This is a genomic window from Pseudoalteromonas sp. R3, from assembly GCF_004014715.1.
Classification (GTDB): domain Bacteria; phylum Pseudomonadota; class Gammaproteobacteria; order Enterobacterales; family Alteromonadaceae; genus Pseudoalteromonas.
The window spans coordinates 355244-375196 of the sequence record NZ_CP034835.1; the positions used below are offsets into that span (position 1 = coordinate 355244).

Here is a 19953-nt window from a genome sequence, read left to right on the forward strand (position 1 = left end):
TTATGCGGGCCTGTGTCGTTGTGTGTGTCAGCAATTACTTTTTCAGCTTGGCAAAGGCTTCAGCAAAGGCATTGCCCATTGCTGCGTTGCCGTTGTCGCGACGATTGTCACGTCGAGTGTCTTTTCGCTGTGCTGGTCGTTGAGACTTGCCTCCGGGTTTTTGCGCGGCGGGCTTACTCTGTTTTTGTCCTGCACTTGCCGGGATCTCATCGTTTAGTCGCATGGTAAAGCTGATCCGTTTACGGGCTACGTCTACTTCGATGACTTTAACTTTAACAATGTCACCCGCCTTAACCACTTCTCGTGGATCTGAGATAAACTTGTCCGTCAGTGCTGAAATATGAACGAGTCCATCCTGATGTACGCCAACATCGACAAAGGCACCAAAGTTAGCAACATTAGAGACGACGCCTTCAAGGGTCATGCCAACCTTTAGGTCAGAAATGGTCTCTACCCCTGCTTTGAACTGAGCCGTTTTAAACTCGGGACGAGGATCGCGACCTGGCTTGTCCAGTTCGCCCAGAATATCAGTGATGGTTGGCACACCAAATTTGTCATCGACATAATCGGCAGGATCCAGTTTGCCCAGCACATCACTGTTACCTATCAGTGCGGTGACATCCAGTGACTTGCTACCGCAGATTTTTTTCACCACAGGGTAGGCCTCAGGGTGAACCGCTGAGGCATCCAGAGGATCATCACCATTGGCAATACGTAAGAAACCCGCAGCCTGTTCAAATGCTTTTGGCCCCAGACGCTCTACCTGTTTCAGCTGTTTTCGGTTGCTAAATGAGCCATTGGTATCCCGAAATTTAACGATATTGGTGGCTAACGTTTTATTTAACCCTGACACACGCGTTAACAGAGGCACTGAGGCTGTGTTGACATCGACACCAACCGAGTTTACGCAGTCTTCTACAACGGTCGTTAGCGTCTGGCCCAGCTGACTTTGTGATACATCGTGTTGATACTGGCCCACACCAATCGACTTCGGCTCAATTTTAACCAGTTCAGCAAGTGGGTCCTGTAATCGGCGAGCGATCGACACGGCACCACGTAACGAGACATCCAGATCCGGAAATTCATTGGCGGCAAACTCCGAAGCAGAGTAGACCGATGCGCCTGCTTCACTGACCATGACTTTAGTGAGCTTCAGTTCACTGGCGGCTTTCAGCAGCTCGGCAGCTAGTTTGTCTGTCTCACGAGAGGCCGTGCCATTGCCTATGGCAATCAGTTCCACTTTGTGCTGACGACATTGTTGTTCCAGTGTGCGCAGAGATTTATCCCAATGATTTTGTGGTGCATGTGGGTAAATTGTAGTGGTTGCCAGCAACTTACCCGTCTTGTCGACAATGGCAATTTTACATCCGGTTCTGAGACCTGGGTCGATCCCCATTGTCACACGAGGCCCTGCAGGGGCCGCCATCAGTAGATCTTTGAGGTTCTTGGCAAAGACATCAATGGCGCCTTGCTCAGCATATTCACGGGTAGCACCCAGCATTTCATTCTCAAGATGCGTGGCCAGTTTGATTTTCCAGGCCCACTGCACAACAGTCATTAACCAGCTACTTGCCGCGCGGCCCGACACATCCAGACCGTAGTGATCCGCTATCATTTGGGCACAATATTGTTGGGGGTCTTCTGCTTGTGGTTCCGGGTTGATAGACAACTGCAGAATCCCTTCGTTACGTGCTCTGAGCATTGCGAGCGCACGATGAGACGGGACCCCAGACAGTTTTTCATCGTGTTCAAAGTAGTCACGATATTTACTGCCAGCGTCTTCTTGTCCCGCAACAACACGACTTTGTAAGTAGCCATGCTGTTTTAATTGGTTTCTGAACTTGCTGAGTAATTTTGCATCCTCTGCAAAGCGCTCCATCAGGATGAACTTGGCACCATCCAGTGCGGCTTTACTGTCCTCAATGCCTTTGTCGACATTGATATAGGCTTCGGCCGCCAATTCAGGTGTCTGATCAGGATCATTGAACAGTAAATCCGCCAGTGGCTCAAGCCCAGCTTCAATGGCAATCTGGCCCTTGGTACGGCGTTTTGGTTTGTAGGGTAAGTATAAATCTTCCAGTTCGGTTTTGCTTTGTACCTGCTTAAGTTCTGCCGCTAGCTGCTCAGTGAGCTTGCCCTGCTCATCAATGGTCTTAATGATGAAAGCCCGACGTTCTTCTAACTCCCGCAGATAACCCAGGCGCTGTTCGAGTAAGCGCAGCTGAGTATCATCCAAGCCACCGGTTACTTCTTTACGATAACGGGCAATAAACGGAACGGTCGCACCTTCATCCAGTAGCGCGGTAGCAGCATCCACTTGCTGTTGTGATGCGTTTAGCTCAGCAGCTAAACGGGCTGAGATATTGCTCATGCAAAATCCTTATATAGTTCAATTGGCTAACTCTGTTTCTTGGCCAGCATTTGCGGTCATCATATCATATCTGGAACGGATGTGGTCAGGCCGTGTAATCGATCTTATTGACGTACCAAAGCATCTCCCCTTGTGGGTTTTTACACTGTATTCCTCATCAACGGACTTCCCGAGTAGTGCTCTTGCCATGGGAGAATCGATAGAGATGTAATCATTCCGCTCGTAGATTTCATCCGGTCCTACAATACGAAAGCGTTTAACCTCACCATCGTCATTCTCGATTTCGACCCAGGCACCAAAATATACCTTACCTTGTTGCTGTGGCGAGTACTCTACAATTTTTAAATCTGGCAGGCGCTTACGCAGATAGCGGACGCGGCGGTCTATTTGACGTAGCAAACGCTTGTTAAAAGTATAGTCGGCGTTTTCTGAGCGATCGCCTAAACTTGCTGCCCAGTTAACTATCTTGGTCACTTCCGGGCGTTTTTCAAACCAAAGGTGATCGTGTTCCTGCTGAAGCTTTCGATAGCCTTCAGGTGTAATTAGGTTGGTTTTCATCTTGTGCATACTTAGGTGAAACGACTACAAGTGTTTAGTGTACTCCGGATCCGGATGCATACCAATGTCACGAAACGGGCAATTTGCAATGCCAAACAGGGTGTACACTTGTAACGTTCGGTAACAATCTTATTCTGTGTTTATGGTGTCTAAGCGCTTTAATTTCAATTATATTTAGGATCAACTAGAGAAGAAACAAGAAGAATGCCAATGGGGAATGAAACCACTAAAGTGTTAGTCGTTGACGACGATATGCGTTTACGCAGCCTGCTGGAACGATATCTGGTTGAGCAGGGCTTTATCGTTCGCAGTGCCGCCAATTCTGAGCAAATGGACAGGTTGCTGGAACGCGAAAACTTTCATCTGATGGTGTTGGATCTCATGTTACCAGGGGAAGACGGTTTATCTATCTGTCGTCGTCTCAGGCAAAAAGAAAATGAAATTCCCATTGTCATGTTGACGGCAAAGGGTGATGAAGTTGACCGGATCATTGGTCTGGAGCTGGGAGCAGACGATTACTTGCCTAAGCCATTTAATCCGCGTGAGTTATTAGCACGGATCAAGGCGGTGTTACGTCGCCGTGCTAAAGAAGTACCGGGAGCGCCTGCGGTCGAAGAAAATGAAGTCGAATTCGGTGCGTTCAAACTCAACCTGGCAACTCGGGAAATGCAAAAAGGTGACGAAACTATTGCTCTGACCAGCGGCGAATTTGCTGTGTTAAAAGCGCTGGTGAGCCATCCCAGAGAGCCGCTGAGTCGTGACAAGCTGATGAATCTGGCCCGTGGCAGAGATTACAGCGCACTGGAGCGCAGCATTGACGTTCAGGTTTCGCGCTTGCGCAGAATGATTGAAGAAGATGCCTCTAACCCCCGTTATATTCAGACAGTCTGGGGCCTGGGTTATGTTTTTGTCCCGGACGGCGAGAAGTAAATGAGTATCCTGCCTCGCAGTGCATTTGGACAGACGGTATTTTTTGTCGGTGCGCTGCTGCTGATCAATCAAATTGTTTCCTACATTACGGTGACTCTGTACGTGTTTAAACCGACTTTTGAGCAGGTTAACCTGATGCTTGCCAAGCAGGTCAAAACGGTGTTCATTGATTGGGAAGAAGGCGTTGAGGTTGACTCTGCTTTATCGGAAAAATTTTTTGAGATCACAGGCATTGAGGTCATGTCGCAGCGCGAGGCATACCGCAATGGGCTTGGAGAGGCAAAGGAATATACTCTGCTATCACGCAGTATGTCTGAGCAGCTCAATGGGTCTGCCCGGGTGCGGATCAGCCAGGGTGATCCCGTTGTGTATTGGGTAGAAGCGCCTCAGGCACCGGGTTACTGGGTTCGGGTGCCACTTACTGGTTTCTCTGAAACTAAAATGGAATTTCTCGTATTTTATCTCTCCAGTATCGGCTTTTTAAGCGTACTCGGAGGCTGGTTGTTCGCTCGGCACCTGAATCGGCCACTTAAGGCCTTGCAGATTGCGGCCAGTCGGGTTGGAGTCGGTGATTTTTCTACCCGCCTGGTTGAACATGGCTCCACAGAAGTTATCGAAGTAACGAGTGCCTTCAATAAAATGTCCAAAGGGATCGCAGAACTTGAGAACGATCGACGTTTATTGATGGCGGGGGTATCCCATGATTTAAGAACGCCACTAACGCGTATTCGTTTAGCGACGGAAATGATGTCGGATGAGGAAGCCTATTTAAAAGAAGGAATAATCGACGATATTGAAGACATGAATGCCATCATCGATCAGTTTATTGAGTACCTGAGGCATCATAACGGCGCAGAAATGGTATTGGATGATGTCAATGCGGTTGTTGAAGAGGTGGTGCATGCTGAACAACAGCATCAAAGAGAAATCGTTCTGACGACGACGGCAAATATCCCTGCTGTAATGATGAACCATGTTGCACTGAAGCGCGTGGTAACCAATATGATTGAGAATGCCATCCGTTATTCTGAGGATAAGATAGAGGTGATGACTGAATTCAGCGCTCGTCACAAAGCGGTCTTTATCAAGGTTAAGGACAGGGGGCCTGGGATCCCCGAAGAACAGTTAGAATCCCTCTTTGAGCCATTTAAGCAAGGAGATCAGGCTCGTGGTAGTGAGGGAAGTGGTTTAGGCCTTGCTATCATTAAGCGAATAGTATCCACTCATGGTGGAAAAGTCCGGCTGCGTAACCGTAAAGAAGGCGGCCTGAGCGCTGAAGTTATGCTACCGGTGGCGAAAAAATTCGGCTCCATGAATAGTGTACCTGAGCAGCAAAAACCCAGTGAATAAGCGCGACTTATCGTATTTGCCTGGCTGTCTGGGGGCAGCAACCAAAGCTCAGCTGCTTAGTATCATTGCGCAGTGCTTTGAAGGGATAGAACCTGACGAGTACTTTGCTTACTACTTTGAGCAAGCGGGGCCAATTCATCGGCGGCTGAGACTCTATTACAGTGAGGCTGGGGAACTGGCTGGATACTGTTTGCTAACCTTTGATGACAGCCATCAAGCATTTTGCGTGATTGGCGCATCGGCCGGGTTTTTACCGCAGTTTCGGGGTAAGAACAATACTTTTTCTTTTCTATTCTTGAGGTAACCAAGGCTTATATGCGCCGGCCCTGGCGCACCTTGTTATATGCAGATACCATGCTTAGCCCTGCCATGTTCCGCGCCATGGCAAAAAACATTGCCACTGTTTACCCAACCACAACAGGCTCATCGACGGAGTCTCGGTTGTATCAGGCGTTAAATCCGACTGGGCTTGAGTGTGACGTGAATGGGTTACTGTGTCTCAAACTGGTAGGGCGAAAAACACGTTATTCGGCTGTGGAAGTCGCTCAGTTTAAAGCCAGTGACAAAGCAGAAATAGCCCATTACTGTGCAATGAATCCTAACTTTGATGAAGGGGTGGCATTACTTACCGTGATCCCGGTGACCTTAAGGCAGCTTCTCGCCACAGCCTGGAAACAGCTTAAAAATCTGTTTTAGTCAGGCTGCGCTCGATTTCAGTTCGATACTAAATTCAGGTATAAAAAAACGCCCAACGAGGGGCGCTTTTGATAAAGGAATCTGAATCTAAGTCTGCTTAGCCGCGAGGACCAGCTGATTTGATGGCTTCAGAGACATCATATTTGCGAAGTTGGCTTCGAAGTCTGCAGCCAGCTTAGATGCATACTCAGCATATTTCGCTTTATCTTCCCAAGTGTTGACTGGGTTAAGCAGCTTGCTGTCTACGCCTGGTACTGCAACCGGTACGTCCAGGTTTAACGCCTCAATATGCTGTGTTTCTACGCCTTCAAGTGTGTCGTTAACGATAGCGTCAATCACAGCACGTGTAGTTGGGATATCGAAACGCTTACCAATGCCGTAAGGACCGCCAGTCCAGCCGGTGTTAACCAGGTAAACTTTTGAGTTGAATTCACGCACGCGCTTCATCAGAAGCTCTGCGTAAACGCCTGCCGGACGCGGGAAGAAAGGTGCGCCGAAACACGTTGAGAAGGTTGACTCGATGTCTGAGGTTGAGCCAATTTCTGTTGAACCCACTTTTGCAGTGTAACCACTCAGGAAGTGGTAAGCTGCGGCTTCTTCAGACAGAATAGATACCGGTGGCAGTACGCCGCTCACGTCACAAGTCAGGAAAACCACTGCGCGAGGCTCACCTGCACGGTTCTCTACTTTACGTTTTTCAACGTGCTCAAGCGGGTAAGCTGCGCGAGTGTTTTGTGTCAGGCTAGTGTCATTAAAATCAGGAACACGCTGTTCATCCAAAACTACGTTTTCAAGAATGGTACCAAACTTGATTGCGTTCCAGATAACCGGCTCGTTCTTTTGCGACAGGTCGATACATTTTGCATAACAACCGCCTTCAATGTTGAAAACACTGCCAGGTGCCCAGCCGTGTTCATCATCACCGATCAGGAAGCGTTTAGGATCTGCCGACAAAGTTGTTTTACCTGTGCCAGACAAACCGAAGAATAATGTGGTGTCGCCTGCTTCGCCTACGTTTGCACTACAGTGCATAGGTAGTACGCCCTTCGCTGGTAACAGGAAGTTTTGTACAGAGAACATAGACTTTTTCATTTCACCGGCGTAATGCATACCTGCGATAAGCACTTTGCGCTCTGCAAAGTTGATGATCACTGTACCGTCGCTGTTTGTTCCGTCGCGCTCAGGGTCGCAAACGAAAGAAGGTACATTCATCACCTGCCATTGGGGTAAATCAGCTGCATTGTATTTTTCAGGCTCGATAAACATGTTCTTGGCAAAAATATGGTGCCAGGCTGTTTCTGTTGTTACAACAACGGGTAAATAGTGTTCAGGATCTGAACCCACTTCAAGGTGAGAGACGAAGTGGTCGTTGCTGTTCACGTGTGCTTCTACACGGGCCCACAGCGCGTTGAATTTGTCTGCATCGAATGGGCGGTTAACGTTACCCCATTGGATGTCATTTTCTGTGCTTGGCTCTTTAACGATAAAACGGTCGTTAGGTGAACGCCCTGTGCGGCGGCCAGTTTTTGCTACAAAAGCTCCATTTGCGGCCAAAGTCCCTTCACCACGGCGGATGGCGTGTTCGACAAGTTCAGCTGCAGTTAAATCGACAAAACGAGTAGCGCTTGAAGTCATGTTTATACCTAAATGTGAGAATTGAACGGGATAGCTCTGGAGAAGTTTCACCAAAAGCTGAAATCATAGTAACAGATGAAATTCAGATATTCGAGCCCTGAAACAGGGTAAAACGCCATAAATTTGTCAAAAAAATCGAATAATTTCAATGATACCGGTGTCATGAAATGTGACCTTAAAATGACACCGGTATCAATTTTTAGCGACAAAAAAGCCGCCAAAATGGCGGCTTGTCTCCAATTTGATAAAAGTAGCCTGGCTAATTAAAAATTGCCTTAATATCTTGCTCCTCAAATCGGTAATTTTTCAGACAGTAATGGCAGCTGATATTGATCTCGCCCTGCTTTTTAACATCATCAAGTAATGCATCACGACCAATGTTAACCAAAGCGCTGATGGTTTTATCGCGGCTGCAGCCACAGACAAAATTAATTTCCTGTGGCTCGAACAACTGTGGGTTATCTTCGTGATATAAGCGTGTCAGAACTGTTTGCGCGTCAAGCGTAAGTAATTCCTCATCTTTAATGGTGTTGCTGAGTGCTTCCAGATGGACGAAGTCTTCTTCAGATTTGGCTTTGTCTACCGGCAGCACCTGTAAAAATAGTCCGGCCGCTTTAGCGCGCTCGCCACTGACATCAGTGGCAAACCACAAACGAGTCTTTAATTGTTCAGACTGAACAAAATAGTCTTCCAGGCAGGCAGCCAGGGTCTCGCCACTCAGCGGTACAACGCCCTGATAGCGCTCGCCCTTATCAGGAGTAATGGTGATCACCATATAGCCTTTGCCCATCAGATCCTGAACGCTGCTACCTGCTACTTCACCTTGCAGACGGGCAATACCACGCATATTTTGCTTGTGATCGCCGTTGATGGCGGCGTATTTGACCGGTCCATCACCTTGCAATTGCACAGTGATGTCGCCTTCAAACTTTAATGTGGCAGTCAACAGGCTGGACGCAAGTAATAGCTCGCCCAGCAGGGTTTGTACTTCCTTAGGGTAGTCATGGCCACTGATAATGTCATTAAAGGTGTGTTCAATTTGTACGAGTTCGCCACGTACATCGAGTTGATCGAAAATATATCGATGAAGTAAATCTTGTTGCATCAATTCAGATCCTAGCTAGATTTCAGTTTGAGCAGTTCGCGACGCTGCTTTTTATCTGGTTTATGCTCGGGGCGCGGTGCAAAAAAACTGTTGTTTTTGCGCGCTATGGCGTTTTGCGCCCGTTTTTCAAGGCTGGCTTCGGACTCTTCATAGAGTGTCTGAGCGATGGGCGCACTCTGGCGCTTTTCCATTAACTTCAGCACGGTGATCTCCTTCTCATCGAAGCCCTGTGCCAATTTTATCACCGCACCAACATCAACCGTTCGGCTGGGTTTACAGCGCTGGCCGTTGTAGTGTACCTTGCCACCCTGGATCATCTCTCGGGCTATGGTGCGGGTTTTATAAAAGCGTGCCGCCCAGAGCCATTTGTCCAGGCGTACTTTCACTTCGCTTAGGTTGTTTTCTTGATTGACTTTTGTCACAATTCGTTAACTAATGCCCAAAGCTAATTTAATCGGTGAAATTTAACACATTTGATGAGGCAAAAAAAGCATCTGGACACGCTCTGATGTGGTTACATCTCAGCCACAATCGCTGTTAATACTGTGTTCAGTTAGGTATTCTAAGTTGTACCTATTTACTTTAAAGTTTCATATACGCGTGCTTGTTGAATCGAATTCGAGGCGGTACACTGAGGCGCTCAACAGAATAAGAATATGACATATGGAATTACAGCTACAACAGTTGCAAAAATTAATACATGACTTACCCCATGCGAAGCTTAGCCGCTTGGTGGTGTATTTGGCTGTTGTGTATATCGCATTTCTTTTTGCTAAGTTATTTTGGCTGATCTGGCCAGTTCCTCAAACTCAACCTTTGCCCACCCAGTCGCAGATGTACGCGCAAACTTCTGCAGCGGTAAGCAGCCAAACCATCCTTGGCCATAATATTTTTGGCAAGGCAAACGAAAAGCCCGTTGTTGAAGCGCCCAAGCCGGTGATTTCTGATGCGCCTGAAACGCAACTGAATGTGCGCCTGACAGGTATCGTTGCGGTTAGCCAGAATGATGCCGCGGGCCTGGCGATTATTGAATCTCAGGGTCGGCAGGAAACCTATGTGGTGCAGGATCCCGTTAAAGGAACGCGTGCAAAACTGGCTCAGGTGCTGCCTGATCGAGTCATACTTGATGTCAGTGGTCGGTTCGAAACTCTGATGCTGGACGGTATTGAGTTTAGTCGCCAGGTTGCCACACCGGTACAGTCCCGCCGTACTGCTAACCGTAACCAGCCAAAACAGATCAGTGACAAAGCCCGTGAAGAGCTAAAACAGCGCCGTGATGAGTTGCTGGCTGAGCCGGGCAAATTGTTCGACTACATTCGTATTTCGCCTGAGCGACGTAATGGCCAGCTGGTTGGCTATCGCTTACGTCCGGGCAAAGACCCTGAACTATTTAAGAAGATGGGGCTTAAAAATAACGATCTCGCCATTGCTATTAATGGCTTCCAACTCACGGATATGAAACAGGCTATGTCAGCGATGAATGAGCTGAGAAATAGTACTGATGCCAATATCACGATTGAACGTGACGGCCAGACTGTCGATGTGCAATTTAGCCTGTAAAGACTATAATTTTGGAGTTATAAAAATCATGGGTAGAAAGCTACACCTCACAAAAATCAAAAAAGGGTTAGCTAAGTATGCAGCTCTGTTATTTGCGGCTGGATTGTCCTTGTCTGTTTCTGCGGTTGAGTATGCGGCCAACTTTAAAGGCACTGATATTAACGAATTCATTAATATCATCAGTAAAAACCTCAACAAGACCATTATCATAGACCCGAATGTCCGGGGCAACATCAATGTCCGCAGCTATGAGTTGATGGATGAAGCATTGTACTATCAGTTTTTCCTCAATGTACTTGAAGTATACGGCTATGCAGTTGTCGAGATGGAAACTGGGGTGCTGAAAGTCGTGCGCAGCTCCGATGGTAAAAAAGCCAACGTGCCTTTAGTCGGTGACGGTACCAGCAACAATGGGGATGTGATGATCACCCGGGTTGTGGAAGTTAAAAACGTCAGTGTACAGGAACTCGGCCCGCTCATTCGTCAGTTCAGTGACCAAAAAGATGGTGGTCACGTAACCAACTTTAACTCTGCTAACGTCATGATGTTGACAGGCCATGCAGCCTCGGTAAACCGCTTGGTGAATATTATTAAATCGGTTGACCAGGCGGGTGACCAGCGAGTTGATATCGTACGCCTGAAGCATGCGACGGCCGATGACGTGGTACAGGTCGTCGAAAAAATTTATAAAGACGGCGGTAAAAACCAGGTCCCTGAGTTTTTGATCCCTAAGATTGTTTCAGACAACCGTACTAACAGTGTTGTAGTCAGTGGTGAGGTGCAAGCCCGTACCCGCGCGATTGAATTAATTAAACGTCTGGATGAAGAGCTGGAAAACCAGGGCAATACGCAGGTGTTCTATCTTGATTATGCGAAGGCTGAAGAGCTGGTTAAAGTGCTGCAAGGGGTGAGTAAAACCCTGCAAGAAGAAGCGCAGGGCGGTAGTAAAACTCGCTCTCGTAGCAGTCAAAATGAGACGAGCATCGAAGCACACGAAGACTCTAACTCACTGGTTATCACCGCACAGCCGGATACCATGCGTTCACTGGCCAGTGTCATTGAAAAGCTTGATGTCCGTCGTGCTCAGGTTCTTGTTGAAGCCATCGTGGTAGAAGTACAGGAAGGGGATGGTATCAACTTCGGTCTGCAGTGGATCACCGAAAAAGGCGGCATGTTGCAGTTTAATAATGGTACCACCGTGCCGGTTGGTGCGCTTGCTGTGGCTGCTGAGCAGGCTCGTGATAAGACTATTACTAAGAACGTAATAGGGACGGAATCAGGTAAATCTACTTCATATGATGAAACTCAAGAGGGTGACCTAGGACCGCTGGGTTCCTTGCTGGGCGGCATCAATGGTCTGGCAATGGGCGTGGTGAAAAACGACTGGGGCGCAATCATCCAGGCCGTTTCAACCGATACCAACTCAAATATCCTTGCAACACCTTCTATTACAACCATGGACAATGAAGAAGCATCCATGATTGTCGGCCAGGAAGTACCTATCATTACGGGCTCAACTGCCAGTGAGAATAACTCGAATCCATTCCAGACGGTTGACCGTCAGGAAGTGGGGGTGAAACTGAAAGTCACACCACAGATCAATGATGGCACCGCGGTACAGCTGACTATTGAGCAGGAGGTTTCCAGCGTCAGTGGTGCAACAGCAGTTGATATCTCAGTTAACAAACGCGCTATCAATACGACAGTAATTGCTGATGACGGCGGTATGGTCATCCTGGGTGGCCTGATTGATGAAGATGTTCAGGAAAGTGTTTCTAAAGTACCACTGTTAGGTGATATTCCATTCCTGGGACATTTGTTCAAGTCAACAAACACAACCAAACGTAAGCGTAACCTGTTGGTATTCATTCGCCCTACGATTGTTCGTGACAGCCGCAGCATGAACGAGCTGAGCCATGCTAAGTACAAGTTTATCCGTGGTGAGCAGACTAAGCAGCGTGAAGATGGTATTGATTTGATGCCGCTGCAGGATGCGCCAATTCTGCCACAGTGGGACGATGCGATGGTACTACCGCCAACGTATGAAGAGTTTCTGAACGAGCAAAACGAGAAGAACAATGACTGAGGCAGTACAGGAACTGATTGACGGCCATGACGAGACGGCGCTTGCGCTGGACGAGGCAATGGAACCAGAAGCGGCATCACATGTGCGTCTGCCCTTTGCCTATGCCAGACGTCAGAGCCTGTTGCTGAGTCAGCAGCCAGATGGATTGAAAGTTTACTACAAGGGCCAGCCCTCGCTGGATGCGCTGCTCGAAGTGCGTCGAATTGCCCAGGCTGGCTTTACCCTGGAGCAGCTGGACGACGATAAGTTCGAGCTGCTACTTGAAGCGTCTTATCAGCGCGACAGCTCTGAAACTCAGCAAATGATGGAAGACATCGGAAACGAAGTTGATTTGTTCTCATTGGCTGAAGAAATGCCGCAAACGGAAGATCTGCTGGCAGCCGATGATGATGCACCGATCATTAAATTGATCAATGCCATGCTCAGTGAAGCGATCAAAGAAGGCGCTTCGGATATTCACATCGAAACTTTCGAACAGGAGCTGGTGATCCGCTTCAGGGTGGATGGCGTGCTGAAAGAAGTTCTCAAGCCGAATCGCAAGTTGTCTTCATTGCTGGTATCACGTATCAAAGTAATGGCTAAGCTCGACATCGCCGAAAAACGGGTACCGCAAGATGGCCGGATCAGCCTGAGGATTGCCGGTCGTGCCGTTGATGTACGGGTATCGACTATGCCTTCAAGTTTTGGCGAACGAGTTGTATTGCGTCTGTTAGATAAGAACAATGCGCGTCTGAATCTGGAAGATTTGGGTATGACCGAGCGCAACCGTGAACTGTTTGCTGAGATTATCGCCAAGCCACACGGTATTATTCTGGTTACCGGCCCAACGGGTTCCGGTAAAAGTACCACTTTGTACGCAGGTATGACGCAGATCAACTCCAGAGATCGCAACATACTGACCGTCGAAGACCCTATTGAATATGAAATTCCGGGGATTGGTCAGACTCAGGTTAACCCGAAAGTAGATATGACCTTTGCCCGTGGTCTGCGCGCTATTTTGCGTCAGGATCCCGATGTGGTGATGGTGGGTGAAATCCGGGATCTGGAAACTGCACAAATCGGTGTTCAGGCATCTCTGACTGGTCACTTAGTAATGTCAACGCTGCACACGAACACGGCCTCGGGTGCGATTACCCGGATGGAAGATATGGGTGTTGAACCTTTCCTGTTGTCTTCATCACTGTTAGGTGTACTGTCACAACGACTGGTACGAACCTTATGCCCGAATTGTAAAGAAGCCCATCTGGCGGACGATCGCGAGTGTGAACTATTAGGTGTTGAGAAAGGGTCGCAAACCACCATTTATCGTGCAGTAGGGTGTGAAGAATGTAATTTCAATGGCTACAAGGGTCGAACCGGTATTCATGAACTACTGATAGTAGACGAGCACATTCGTGAGCTGATCCACAACGGTAAAGGTGAGCAGTCGGTAGAAAAGTACATTCGTACTTTCAGTCCGAGTATTCGTCAGGATGGGTGTGCGCGGGTACTAAAAGGCCAAACGACGCTGGAAGAGGTGATGCGGGTCACCCGTGAGGAAGGCTAATGGCTGCGTTTGAGTATCGTGCTTTAGACGGCAAAGGAAAAGAGAAAAAAGGCATTCTGGAGGCGGACACCGCCAAACAGGTCCGCCAGATGTTGCGCGAAAAAGCCATGATGCCGCTGGAGGTGTCTCCGGCTGCGGAAAAGGAAAAGTCGGCCAGCTCAGGCGGCTTTACCTTAACGCGAGGTTACAAGCCTTCGGTATCTGATATCGCCCTGATCACGCGCCAGCTCGCAACCCTGATACAGTCCTCTCTCCCAGTAGAAGCGGCGGTAATGGCCGTTGCTGAGCAATGTGAAAAGCCACGACTTAAGCGGATGCTGATGGCTGTGCGTTCCAAGGTGGTGGAAGGTTACACGCTGGCCGATGGTATGTCTGAGTTTCCGCATGTCTTTGATAATCTTTATCGTGCTATGGTCGCGGCGGGCGAAAAGTCTGGTCATTTGGACCAAGTACTTAATCGTCTTGCTGATTACACCGAACAGCGACAGCACATGCGTAGCCAGATCACTCAGGCGATGGTGTATCCAACCATTCTGGTGATCTTTGCCATTGCAATAGTCTCGGTTCTGTTGGGAACCGTAGTACCGAAAATCCTTAAAACCTTCGAGAAATCCAAACAGGTACTGCCCTGGACTACTGAGTGGGTAATGGCCGCCAGTAATTTTGTGCAGGCGTATTGGATGATTTCACTGGTGGTGATATTTGGTAGTGTATTTTTGAGCAAACAAGCACTGAAAAGGCCCAAGGTTCGTTTTTGGTATGATGCCAAGCTATTGCAGCTTCCCGGCATTGGCAAAATCAGCCGGGGGATCAATACAGCTCGTTTTGCCCGCACTTTAAGTATTTTGTCCTCGAGTTCAGTGCCATTGTTAGAGGGTATGAAAATCTCTGGTCAGGTACTGGAAAATGAAAAAATCAAAGCCGCTGTCACTGAAGCGGCAACCCATGTGAGTGAAGGTGCGAGTCTGCGGGCTGCACTGGCACAAACAAAGCTATTTCCGCCCATGATGCTTCATATGATTGCAAGTGGTGAAAAGTCCGGTGAATTGGAACAAATGCTTGAGCGTGCAGCCAACAACCAGGACAGGGAATTCGAAAGTATGGTCAGCGTTTCGTTAAAACTGCTCGAACCCGCCATGATTGCAAGCATGGCCGTTATCGTGCTGTTTATCGTAATGGCTATCCTACAGCCAATCATGGCGATGAACAAAGCAATTGGTCTGTAGTCAAATTAATTGCATAAATAACATCTGCGTCTTGGCTTTTTGCCATGCGCTAACAGCATTGAGGTAAATAACGTGAATAAACAATCCGGTTTCTCATTATTAGAAGTCATGGTGGTTCTGGTGATCATCGGGATGATCATGTCAATCGTGGCACCTAACATCATGGGTCAGCAAGAAGAAGCAGCAAAAGAAAAAGCGATGCTGGACATTCGTCAGATTGAAGACGCAATGAAAATGTATAAGCTTAAAAACAAAAAATACCCAACTACAGAGCAAGGTCTGGAAGCGCTGGTTACACAAACCACCATTGACCCTGTGCCTAAACGTTTCCCAGAGGGCGGCTTCATTTCAAAATTGCCTGAAGATCCATGGGGTAACCCTTATCAGTTGGTTAGCCCGGGTGAGATGGGTAAGATCGACATCTTCTCTATGGGACCTGATGGCGAAGTAGGTACTGATGACGACCTGGGTAACTGGGACAGCGAAGAAGACCGTTAATTCTTATGCGCACAGCAGTAGATGTTCAGCCGAGTGTGCAACAAGCACGCTCGCCAAAACTCGGCCGGCAGGCCGGTTTCAGCCTTATCGAAATACTGATGGTGTTGGTGATCATTGGCTTTTCAGTCAATCTGGTCACTTACACTTTATCTGACGATATGGAAGAAGAACTGGAGCGCGAAGCGCTGCGACTGCACAGTGTGATTAACATGGCCTCTGAATTTGCCATTCTCAACCAAATTGAGCTGGGCTTTCATCTGGACAAGAAAAAGCTTGAGTTTCTGGTGTTTGACGGTGAAAAGTGGGCCACTTTTGATGCGGAAGAACTTTATCAGGCTATAGACTATCCGGATGAGTACAAGATTGAACTTACCACAGAAGATCTCGCCTGGGCACAAGACAATATGCTGGAGCAGGCCAACTGGCGCGAGCTGATGGGCTCCGGTGACGAAGAAAGTTTGCTGGAACTTAAGAAATTAAAAATACCTCAGGTATTGCTACTCTCGTCGGGAGAGGTGAGTGCATTTCAGCTCAGCCTGGAGCTCGAGGAACAAAGTGAGCCTGTATACTTTGTTGAAGGTGAGTTTATGGCGCCGGTGAATTTACGCAAGGAGCCGGAAGACTCATGAACGGCCTGATTGCAAGAACAAAACAAGTCGGATTTACACTTCTTGAAGTGATGGTTGCGCTCAGTATCTGTGCTGTAGCCGGTATCGCCGCGATGCAGGCAACGGGTGAGCATATCAATCATATTGGTACGCTGGAGCAGCAGGCTTATGCATCCTGGGTTGCGGAAAATCGTCTGGTAATGATGCGTGCTGGCGCCAAAGAAGGGGCAGTCAGAAATGGCCTTAAGGGCGACGAGGAAATGGGCGGAGTAACCTGGTATTGGTCTCAGTCCACTCTTGCAACAGCAGATCCGACTTTTGTCAAAGTCACAATTGAAGTCTTTTCTGATGAAAAACGTGAACATTCGGTGTATGACCTGACCACCTTTATCTACAAGAAAGGGAAGCGGTAATGCAGATGCATATCCCTGTCCGGCAAGGTGGTTTCACCCTGATAGAAGTGTTACTGGCGTTAGCTATTCTTGCTATGGTCGTGACGGCTACACATCAGATCCTCGATACCACACTCAGAGCGAAAGAGGCATCAGAGGAAACCGTGGCTGAACTGGAGTCATTACAGACGATGTTTCGTTTGATGGATCAGGATTTCAACCAGATGACCAAGCGAGAGGTGCGTAATGAAGCTGGAGATTTCAGCCCAACTTACATTCTCCATGGTCGTTACAATTTAAACAGCCAGTACGATGGTATTGCCTTTGTTCGGGACGGCTGGACGAATCCGATCAGTCTTCTGCCTCGCTCTGAGCTACAGGCCGTCGGATATCGGGTTGTAGATGACAACCTTGAGCGTATTTACCGAATTTATGTTGATCAGCTGGACGGTACAGAACCTCGTAGCCAGGTGATCCTTGAAAATGTTGAGGAACTCAAGTTTGAATTCCTTGACGAAAAGCAAAAGTGGCAAAATAACTGGGATATTAAAGCCCTGCCTTTGGCGGTCGCCGTCACAGTGCAACAAAAAGATGCTGAGCCTATCCGGCGTATTTTCTTAACTCCGGGCGACGGAAAGGTTAAACAGGCCAGCAGCGATGATGATAATCGCAACGGGAATAATAGTAATAGCGGCGATCAGAATGATGATGATGGACAAAGGAGGGGCTAGCGTGAGATCTCAACGTGGTGCAGCGTTAGTCATCGTTCTATTCATCGTGGCCCTGGCCGCGACGATTGCGACAGAAATGACCATGAACCTGATGGTCCAGGTGCAAAAAGCGACCAATCTGCAAACTCACCAACAGGCAAAATGGTATAGCTACGGAGCAGAAGAGTTGGTGAAGAAAGTCTTACTGGACAGTCGAAAAGATGAGCCAGATAAAGTGCACCTTGGCCAGCCCTGGGCACTGGAAGAAGTGCCTTATCCGGTCGACCACGGCACCTTGAGCGGCCAGATCACTGACTTACAGGCATGCTTAAACCTCAATGCATTACGGACCAAAGCGAAGAATACGGGGTCACGGAACGAGACGAACCCAGCACACAAAGCGCTGCTTGAACTGTTGAAGAACATTGAGGATCTGCCCAGTGAAGAAAGCGAAGAAGCGATGGCTGACAGTGTGTATGACTGGCTGGACGATGACAGCATCACGTTCCGCTCAGGCGCAGAAGAAGATGAATATATGTCTCTCAGAACCCCATATCTGACAGCGAATAATTTGTTTGCGTCGGTCAGTGAGCTGAGGATCATCAAAGGGTTTAACCCGCTAGTGATGGAAAAGCTATTACCTTATGTGTGTGTGATTCCTGGTAACACTGAGCTGGCTATTAACGTCAATACGATACAGCCTGAGCAAGCGTTGTTATTGAGTGCGTTGATGGAAGGGTTAAGTCAATCTGGCGCGGAGGCGATTATTTCTGCCCGACCGGAAAAAGGCTTTGACTCTATTCAGGAGTTTTACGCTGAAGCCGCAAATCAAGGCGCTTCAGATAAGCAAAAGAACGAGAAAATTTTTACTATCTCAAGCAATTATTTTAAGTTACGAGCAAAGGCTCAGTTCGATGAGCGTTTGTTTCGCCTGACCTCAATAATCGAAATAAAAGAGGGTCGGGCGAGCATCCTAGCGCGTAAATTTGGAGGCGTTTAGTGTCAGAAAAATTGATGATCCGTGTGGGTCACTCACAACAAGAGCCTGTTCATTGGTTGGTCTGGTCGGTGCAAGATGCACAGATCATTGCCAGCGGTGAGCTGGAGCATGCCGGACTGCTCGGTGAGCTAAGCGAAAAAGCACAAAGCCGCTCGGTTGCAGTGTTGCTGCCAGCCTCTAGCGTGCAGTTAAAAACAATTGATTTACCGGCAAAATGGAATCGTAAGCTGGAACAGGCTCTGCCGTTTATGCTGGAAGAGCAAATAGCCTGTGACATTGATAAGGCCTTTATTGCAGTTGGTAAAGCAGGTCAGCGTGATGAGCAGCACACCATAGATGTTGCTTTGTGTGACAAGGCCTGGTTGGCAGCCTGGATGGCATTATTTGACGATTTTGATATCAGTGTTCAGCGTTTGATACCTGATGCGCTGTTACTGCCTGTACCACCAGAAAATGCCATTAGTGCCATTGAACTGGGCACGCAGTGGTTGTTCCGCACGGCTGAATGGCAGGTGAGCGGTGTCGAACCGGACTGGCTAGCAGGTTACTTGAGCTTATTGCCTGCTGAGCGTATTCAGCATTTTAGCCCAGGAGAGGCGCTGGAGTCTGAAAAGACATTAGAAGCAATGGAAAGTGAGTATGACTTACCCCTTGCACTGTTTGCCAAGCAGCTGGAGCATGAGGCTTTTAATCTACGTCAGGGTAAATTTGCCGCGAAGAAGAAGCAGCCTCAATGGTGGCGTGACTGGCGCAGTGGCTTGATTGCGGCCTCGGTCGCATTAGTGTGTTTCATTGCAGTCAAATCGACTCAGCTGTTCTTGCTACAGAATCAGGCCGATGAACTCAGTGCTCAGGCTGTTGCGAGTTACAAGCAAGCATTCCCGAATAAGGTCGTACGTCCACACCTGTTAAAGAAACAAATACAGAACGAGCTGAACAGTTTATCTGGTGAGCAGCAGGGCGGGTTTCTTGAGTTGACAAACCACTTTGTGACGGTTTTTGACGAGGTGAAAGACTTTGAACCTGAGACCTTACGCTATGATCAACGTCGTAATGAATTAAGGATCCGTGCCAAAGCAAATGGCTTCCAGGTGTTTGGTCAGGTAAAGAGTATCCTTGAGCAGCGTGGTATGACAGTGCAGCAAGGCGCACTGAATAATGATGGCGATTACGTGATCGGTGAGATCCGCATTCGAGGTGCAGCATGAAACAGCAAGTGATCAATTATTGGCAGTCCCTCAAAGAGCAGGAGCAAAAGTTGCTAATTGTTGCTGGGGTTGTGTTCTGCGTATTTGTATTGGTAATGGGCATAATTCGTCCGCTGAACAATGCGGTTGAAAAAGCAGAAAAAGAAGTCGATAAGCAGCAGGCCTTGGTTTCCTGGGTAAGTAAAAGTGTGACGCAATTGAAGAGCCAGAGCTCAAGTCGCGCCTCAGTGGGCAATGTTAACTTGACTCAGCTGGTCAACCGTACTCGCGGTCGATATAAAATTGCTATTAGCAAAATGCAACCCAGTGATAACTCACTACGTGTAAATATCGATAACGTAGAGTTTAACCAGCTGATTGCCTGGCTGGACGAGCTGACCAATCAGCATGGTGTTAAAGTGGCTAATCTGGATTTGGGCAAAGAAGATGCCCCCGGATATGTTCGAGTTAGTCGTCTGGTATTAGAGAAATAAG

The 19953-nt window shown here is 48.1% G+C and carries 18 protein-coding genes and 2 pseudogenes; 15 read left to right on the forward strand and 5 right to left on the reverse strand.

What is annotated here, in order from left to right:
• Positions 1-34 precede the first annotated feature (34 nt).
• Together ELR70_RS06495 and greB are read right to left on the reverse strand one after the other, a co-directional pair.
• Entirely contained in the window at positions 35-2371 is a 2337-nt protein-coding gene (locus ELR70_RS06495; protein WP_054017534.1) for a Tex family protein, read from the reverse strand.
• Positions 2372-2456: 85 nt separating this feature from the next.
• Positions 2457-2929, reverse strand: a pseudogene (gene greB, locus ELR70_RS06500) (transcription elongation factor GreB).
• 210 nt (positions 2930-3139) lie between these two features.
• Between greB and ompR the strand changes: the two are divergent.
• From ompR to ELR70_RS25350, 4 genes are read left to right on the forward strand one after another with little or no spacing between them, the layout of a single operon-like run.
• Entirely contained in the window at positions 3140-3859 is a 720-nt protein-coding gene (gene ompR / locus ELR70_RS06505; RefSeq protein WP_054017535.1) for a two-component system response regulator OmpR, read from the forward strand.
• Positions 3860-5209: a two-component system sensor histidine kinase EnvZ gene (gene envZ / locus ELR70_RS06510; protein WP_054017536.1), complete on the forward strand. Its 1350-nt coding sequence runs from the start codon at positions 3860-3862 to the stop codon at positions 5207-5209.
• Positions 5202-5513, forward strand: coding sequence for a hypothetical protein (locus ELR70_RS25345; protein WP_241566355.1), 312 nt, complete (start codon positions 5202-5204; stop codon positions 5511-5513). Before envZ ends, ELR70_RS25345 begins: the two co-directional genes overlap by 8 nt.
• A gap of 11 nt (positions 5514-5524) precedes the next feature.
• Positions 5525-5905 (forward strand): hypothetical protein, encoded by a 381-nt coding sequence (locus ELR70_RS25350; protein ID WP_241566356.1) that lies wholly within the window; start codon positions 5525-5527, stop codon positions 5903-5905.
• A gap of 97 nt (positions 5906-6002) precedes the next feature.
• Here ELR70_RS25350 and ELR70_RS06520 read toward each other — a convergent pair.
• From ELR70_RS06520 to hslR, 3 genes and pseudogenes are all read right to left on the reverse strand, one after another.
• A pseudogene (locus tag ELR70_RS06520) lies at positions 6003-7540 on the reverse strand (phosphoenolpyruvate carboxykinase).
• A gap of 259 nt (positions 7541-7799) precedes the next feature.
• The gene (gene hslO / locus ELR70_RS06525; RefSeq protein WP_054017538.1) at positions 7800-8645 is read right to left on the reverse strand and encodes an Hsp33 family molecular chaperone HslO; all 846 of its coding nucleotides are present in this window, start codon (positions 8643-8645) and stop codon (positions 7800-7802) included.
• A gap of 11 nt (positions 8646-8656) precedes the next feature.
• Complete coding sequence (hslR, locus tag ELR70_RS06530) at positions 8657-9067, reverse strand: ribosome-associated heat shock protein Hsp15 (protein WP_054017539.1); 411 nt, start codon at positions 9065-9067, stop codon at positions 8657-8659.
• Positions 9068-9308: 241 nt separating this feature from the next.
• Here hslR and gspC point away from each other — a divergent pair, with 241 nt between their 5' ends.
• The 11 genes from gspC to ELR70_RS06585 all read left to right on the forward strand — a co-directional run bounded on the left by gspC (position 9309) and on the right by ELR70_RS06585 (position 19952).
• Entirely contained in the window at positions 9309-10205 is an 897-nt protein-coding gene (gene gspC, locus ELR70_RS06535; protein ID WP_054017540.1) for a type II secretion system protein GspC, read from the forward strand.
• Positions 10206-10233: 28 nt separating this feature from the next.
• Positions 10234-12291: a type II secretion system secretin GspD gene (gene gspD / locus ELR70_RS06540; RefSeq protein ID WP_054017541.1), complete on the forward strand. Its 2058-nt coding sequence runs from the start codon at positions 10234-10236 to the stop codon at positions 12289-12291.
• A gap of 58 nt (positions 12292-12349) precedes the next feature.
• Positions 12350-13837, forward strand: coding sequence for a type II secretion system ATPase GspE (gene gspE, locus ELR70_RS06545; protein WP_128064772.1), 1488 nt, complete (start codon positions 12350-12352; stop codon positions 13835-13837).
• A complete protein-coding gene (gene gspF / locus ELR70_RS06550; protein WP_054017543.1) occupies positions 13837-15063 on the forward strand; it encodes a type II secretion system inner membrane protein GspF in 1227 nt (408 codons plus the stop codon). Before gspE ends, gspF begins: the two co-directional genes overlap by 1 nt.
• Positions 15064-15135: 72 nt before the next feature.
• Positions 15136-15561, forward strand: a complete 426-nt coding sequence (gspG, locus tag ELR70_RS06555) for a type II secretion system major pseudopilin GspG (RefSeq protein ID WP_054017544.1) — start codon at positions 15136-15138, stop codon at positions 15559-15561.
• A 5-nt stretch (positions 15562-15566) separates the two neighbouring features.
• Complete coding sequence (locus ELR70_RS06560) at positions 15567-16190, forward strand: type II secretion system protein (protein WP_054017545.1); 624 nt, start codon at positions 15567-15569, stop codon at positions 16188-16190.
• Positions 16187-16582: a type II secretion system minor pseudopilin GspI gene (gene gspI, locus ELR70_RS06565; protein WP_200908233.1), complete on the forward strand. Its 396-nt coding sequence runs from the start codon at positions 16187-16189 to the stop codon at positions 16580-16582. The genes ELR70_RS06560 and gspI overlap by 4 nt, the downstream gene beginning before the upstream one ends.
• Positions 16582-17292, forward strand: coding sequence for a type II secretion system minor pseudopilin GspJ (gene gspJ, locus ELR70_RS06570; protein ID WP_054017546.1), 711 nt, complete (start codon positions 16582-16584; stop codon positions 17290-17292). The genes gspI and gspJ overlap by 1 nt, the downstream gene beginning before the upstream one ends.
• A complete protein-coding gene (gene gspK, locus ELR70_RS06575; RefSeq protein ID WP_054017547.1) occupies positions 17273-18271 on the forward strand; it encodes a type II secretion system minor pseudopilin GspK in 999 nt (332 codons plus the stop codon). The genes gspJ and gspK overlap by 20 nt, the downstream gene beginning before the upstream one ends.
• On the forward strand, positions 18271-19479 hold the full coding sequence (gene gspL, locus ELR70_RS06580) for a type II secretion system protein GspL (RefSeq protein ID WP_054017548.1): 1209 nt from the start codon (positions 18271-18273) through the stop codon (positions 19477-19479). The genes gspK and gspL overlap by 1 nt, the downstream gene beginning before the upstream one ends.
• The gene (locus ELR70_RS06585; RefSeq protein ID WP_054017549.1) at positions 19476-19952 is read left to right on the forward strand and encodes a type II secretion system protein M; all 477 of its coding nucleotides are present in this window, start codon (positions 19476-19478) and stop codon (positions 19950-19952) included. The genes gspL and ELR70_RS06585 overlap by 4 nt, the downstream gene beginning before the upstream one ends.
• Position 19953: the final 1 nt, after the last annotated feature.